2 tRNA genes and 3 rRNA genes are annotated in these 5,379 nt (G+C 48.1%); all 5 read right to left on the bottom strand.

Annotated elements, in window-relative coordinates:
• Nucleotides 1–35: 35 nt before the first annotated feature.
• Nucleotides 36–147, bottom strand: a 5S ribosomal RNA gene (gene rrf / locus Q0856_RS17690).
• Between the two features lie 158 nt (nucleotides 148–305).
• Nucleotides 306–3,131 (bottom strand): 23S ribosomal RNA (locus Q0856_RS17685).
• Nucleotides 3,132–3,334: 203 nt separating this feature from the next.
• Nucleotides 3,335–3,411, bottom strand: a tRNA-Ala gene (locus tag Q0856_RS17680).
• 147 nt (nucleotides 3,412–3,558) lie between these two features.
• Nucleotides 3,559–3,632 (bottom strand) — tRNA-Ile (locus tag Q0856_RS17675).
• 136 nt (nucleotides 3,633–3,768) lie between these two features.
• Nucleotides 3,769–5,297 (bottom strand): 16S ribosomal RNA (locus tag Q0856_RS17670).
• Together the 16S, 23S and 5S rRNA genes with 2 tRNA genes alongside form the textbook arrangement of a ribosomal RNA operon.
• Nucleotides 5,298–5,379 lie beyond the last annotated feature (82 nt).

Genomic DNA, 5,379 nt, shown 5'->3' with positions numbered 1-5,379 from the left:
AAAAAAAGTCCGATACGTAATGTATCGGACTTTGAAGAAGGCGGCTTCCTACTCTCCCACTTGGTGTAGCAGTACCATCGGCGCAGATGGGCTTAACTTCCCTGTTCGGAATGGTAAGGGGTGAGCCCCATCGCCATGGCCACCTAAATTTTAAATATTTTAATACTTGACTTAACATAAAGATAGTCGAAGTATGACATAAAAAAGGGATAGGTAAATAGAATCACGGATTGTTTTGTACTTCTGTAAGATATAATAAAGAAAAGGAATTTCCTGCTCCTAAATCTAGGACTTAGGAGCAGATGTTGCGCAAGCTTGACGGGCAATTAGTACTACTCGGCTACGGACATTACTGCCCTTACACCTATAGCCTATCAACGTGGTCATCTCCCACGACCCTTTAAAGAAATTTCATCTTGTGGCTGGTTTCGCGCTTATATGCTTTCAGCGCTTATCCAATCCCGACATAGCTACCCAGCAATGCTCCTGGCGGAACAACTGGTGCACCAGCGGTCAGTCCAACTCGGTCCTCTCGTACTAGAGTCAGATCCACTCAAATTTCTAACGCCCACAGTAGATAGAGACCGAACTGTCTCACGACGTTCTGAACCCAGCTCGCGTGCCACTTTAATGGGCGAACAGCCCAACCCTTGGGACCTTCTCCAGCCCCAGGATGTGACGAGCCGACATCGAGGTGCCAAACCCCCCCGTCGATATGAGCTCTTGGGGGAGATCAGCCTGTTATCCCCGGCGTACCTTTTATCCTTTGAGCGATGGCCCTTCCATACGGAACCACCGGATCACTATGCTCTTGTTTCCAACCTGATCGACCTGTATGTCTCTCAGTCAAGCGCCCTTGTGCCATTGCACTCTACACACGATTACCAACCGTATTGAGGGCACCTTTAGAAGCCTCCGTTACTCTTTTGGAGGCGACCACCCCAGTCAAACTACCCACCACGCACTGTTCTCTCATAAGAGAGTTAGGCTTCAGACAAGCAAAGGCTGGTATTTCAACAATGACTCCACCACACCTAGCGATGCAGCTTCAAAGTCTCCCAGCTATCCTACACATTGCTTGACCGAAGTCAATACGAAGCTATAGTAAAGGTGCACGGGGTCTTTTCGTCCCACTGCGGGTAACCGGCATCTTCACCGATACTACAATTTCACCGAGCTCATGGCCGAGACAGTGTCCAGATCGTTGCACCATTCGTGCAGGTCGGAACTTACCCGACAAGGAATTTCGCTACCTTAGGACCGTTATAGTTACGGCCGCCGTTTACTGGGGCTTCAATTCAATGCTTCTCCGAAGATGACATCTCCTCTTAACCTTCCAGCACCGGGCAGGTGTCAGGCCCTATACTTCATCTCTCGATTTTGCAGAGCCCTGTGTTTTTGATAAACAGTCGCCTGGACCTCTTCACTGCGGCCCCCCATAAGGGGGCGACCCTTCTCCCGAAGTTACGGGTCTATTTTGCCTAGTTCCTTAGCCATGAATCTCTCGAGCGCCTTAGAATACTCATCCCAACCACCTGTGTCGGTTTACGGTACGGGCTGCTTCACTCGCTTTTCTTGGAAGTCGATATGCTGGATTATCACCTTGACCGTAGTCTCGGTGTACTATCGAGGTGTTACCACTCTCTTCAACGTGCAATTCCGTCTGCACGCACCAACTTCTCGCCTCCGTCACTTTTAGCGTGAGCAGGTACAGAAATATTAATCTGTTGTCCATCCACTTCCCCTTTCGGGTCTGCGTTAGGTCCCGACTGACCCCCAGCTGATTAGCATAGCTGGGGAAACCTTGGTCTTTCGGCGTGTGGGTTTCTCGCCCACATTATCGTTACTTATGCCTACATTTTCGTTTGTAGCTCCTCCAGCATCCCTCGCAGGTACACCTTCAACGGCACTACAATGCTCCCCTACCCCTTACTTACGTAAAGCCATAGCTTCGGTGGTGTGCTTATGCCCGATCATTATCCATGCGGAATCGCTCGACCAGTGAGCTGTTACGCACTCTTTAAATGAATGGCTGCTTCCAAGCCAACATCCTGGCTGTCAATGCAATTCCACCGCGTTTTGTCAACTTAGCACACACTTTGGGACCTTAGCTGATGGTCCGGGTTCTTTCCCTCTTGGACATGGACCTTAGCACCCATGCCCTCACTGCGCAGAAACATTTTATAGCATTCGGAGTTTGTCAGGAATTGGTAGGCGGTGAAGCCCCCGCATCCAATCAGTAGCTCTACCTCTATAAAACTATCTACACGCTGCACCTAAATGCATTTCGGGGAGTACGAGCTATTTCCGAGCTTGATTGGCCTTTCACCCCTACCCACAGGTCATCCCAAGACTTTTCAACGTCAACGGGTTCGGTCCTCCACTATGTGTTACCACAGCTTCAACCTGCCCATGGGTAGATCGCACGGTTTCGCGTCTACTACTACTAACTATGGCGCCCTATTAAGACTCGCTTTCGCTACGGCTCCGTTCCTGAAGAACTTAACCTTGCTAGTAAAAGTAACTCGTAGGCTCATTATGCAAAAGGCACGCCGTCACCCTTACGGGCTCCGACCGCTTGTAAGCGTATGGTTTCAGGATCTTTTTCACTCCGTTATTCACGGTTCTTTTCACCTTTCCCTCACGGTACTGGTTCACTATCGGTCTCTCAGGAGTATTTAGTCTTGGCGGATGGTCCCGCCGGATTCATACAGGGTTTCACGTGCCCCGCACTACTCAGGATACCACTATAAACAATGATCTTTACTTATACGGGACTATCACCCTCTATGGTTACTCTTTCCAAAGTATTCTAATTCATTACACGTCTAATGTCGTGGTCCTACAACCCCATTATTGCCGAAACAACAATGGTTTGGACTAATCCAATTTCGCTCGCCGCTACTATCGGAATCACTTTTGTTTTCTCCTCCTCCGGCTACTTAGATGTTTCAGTTCACCGGGTTTGCTTCCTTTCGGATGACATATCTTCAATATGCCGGGTTGCCCCATTCAGATATCTGCGGATCATATCGTGTGTGCCAATCCCCGCAGCTTTTCGCAGCTTATCACGTCTTTCTTCGCCTCTGAGAGCCTAGGCATTCCCCATACGCCCTTTTCCAGCTTGTCGCTAGACCTTTATTCTATTATAATTCGTACTTCTTTACTAAAAAAAATTCGTGTTTCTTTTTGCGTATACATCTCCTAAAAAATATATACCCTATCCCAATATGTCAATGAACTTGTGGCGAGTCGCCACTGACAAGTATAAAAAAATGTCTCTGTGACTCCTCTTGCAACAAATGAAGATAAATTAATATCCCCAAGCATTGCCTGGTGGAGAATATCGGAGTCGAACCGATGACCTCCTGCGTGCAAGGCAGGCGCTCTAGCCAGCTGAGCTAATCCCCCATTTTATAAGTTGGCAGTTGCCAGTTTATAGTTGACAGGTAGCACAACTTCTAAAATTTCCTTCAATACAACCGAACCTAAATTCAGCTCTTTTTTTTTAATGAACGTCCTAAAATAGCTAACTATTAATTAAACCATTTTAAGTTGTAGTCCCAGGCAGACTCGAACTGCCGACCTCTACATTATCAGTGTAGCGCTCTAACCAGCTGAGCTATGGGACTGTCCCTAACACTCTTTATCTGTAAAAACAAACAATGTTATTTACTTATATATTATAATTATAAAGACAAACTATAGAATTTTTAATATTAAATCGATAAAACGGGACCAAAATAAATTTTAGTCATTGTTCTCTAGAAAGGAGGTGTTCCAGCCGCACCTTCCGGTACGGCTACCTTGTTACGACTTAGCCCTAGTTACCGATCTTGCCCTAGGCCGCTCCTTACGGTGACGGACTTCAGGCACTCCCGGCTTCCATGGCTTGACGGGCGGTGTGTACAAGGCCCGGGAACGTATTCACCGGATCATGGCTGATATCCGATTACTAGCGATTCCAGCTTCACGGGGTCGAGTTGCAGACCCCGATCCGAACTGTGACCGGCTTTATAGATTCGCTCTGCTTTGCAACATGGCTGCTCTCTGTACCGGCCATTGTAGCACGTGTGTGGCCCAGGACGTAAGGGCCGTGATGATTTGACGTCATCCCCACCTTCCTCACGGTTTGCACCGGCAGTCTTGTTAGAGTCCCCGACTTGAATCGCTGGCAACTAACAACAGGGGTTGCGCTCGTTATAGGACTTAACCTGACACCTCACGGCACGAGCTGACGACAACCATGCAGCACCTTGTAAATTGCCCGAAGGAAAAACTATCTCTAGTCCTGTCAATCTACATTTAAGCCCTGGTAAGGTTCCTCGCGTATCATCGAATTAAACCACATGCTCCACCGCTTGTGCGGGCCCCCGTCAATTCCTTTGAGTTTCATTCTTGCGAACGTACTCCCCAGGTGGGATACTTATCACTTTCGCTTGGCCGCCCAAGACTCAAGGCCTCGGACAGCTAGTATCCATCGTTTACGGCGTGGACTACCAGGGTATCTAATCCTGTTCGCTCCCCACGCTTTCGTCCATCAGCGTCAGTATATGGTTAGTCAGCTGCCTTCGCAATCGGTGTTCTATGTAATATCTATGCATTTCACCGCTACACTACATATTCCGCCAACTTCACCATAACTCAAGACCAACAGTATCAAAGGCAATTTTACAGTTGAGCTGCAAACTTTCACCTCTGACTTATCGGCCCGCCTACGGACCCTTTAAACCCAATAATTCCGGATAACGCTCGGACCCTCCGTATTACCGCGGCTGCTGGCACGGAGTTAGCCGGTCCTTATTCTTACAGTACCGTCAGTAGAGTACACGTACTCTTTTTTCTTCCTGTATAAAAGCAGTTTACTACCCATAGGGCATTCTTCCTGCACGCGGCATGGCTGGATCAGAGTCTCCTCCATTGTCCAATATTCCTCACTGCTGCCTCCCGTAGGAGTCTGGTCCGTGTCTCAGTACCAGTGTGGGGGATCCCCCTCTCAGGGCCCCTACCCATCGTAGCCATGGTAAGCCGTTACCTTACCATCTAGCTAATGGGACGCATGGCCATCTTTTACCGCACGAATGCTTTAATCATTTAATAATGCTAAAAAATGATACTATGAGGTATTAATCCAAGTTTCCCTGGGCTATCCCTCTGTAAAAGGTAGGTTCCATACGCGGTGCGCACCCGTGCGCCGGTCGTCATCTCTGTGCAAGCACAAAATGTTACCCCTCGACTTGCATGTGTTAGGCCTGCCGCTAGCGTTCATCCTGAGCCAGGATCAAACTCTTCATCGTTGTCTTTTAAATATGTTAAGCAACAACAACTAAACAAGTCTCAATCCCGTCTCTCGATTTAAAAATTCTTTATGTTCAAATG

It is taken from the genome of uncultured Maribacter sp., from assembly GCF_947496775.1.
In the GTDB taxonomy this organism is placed as follows: domain Bacteria; phylum Bacteroidota; class Bacteroidia; order Flavobacteriales; family Flavobacteriaceae; genus Maribacter_B.
Note: the sequence above shows the minus strand (reverse complement) of the source record. Positions and strands in the feature narration are given on the sequence as shown.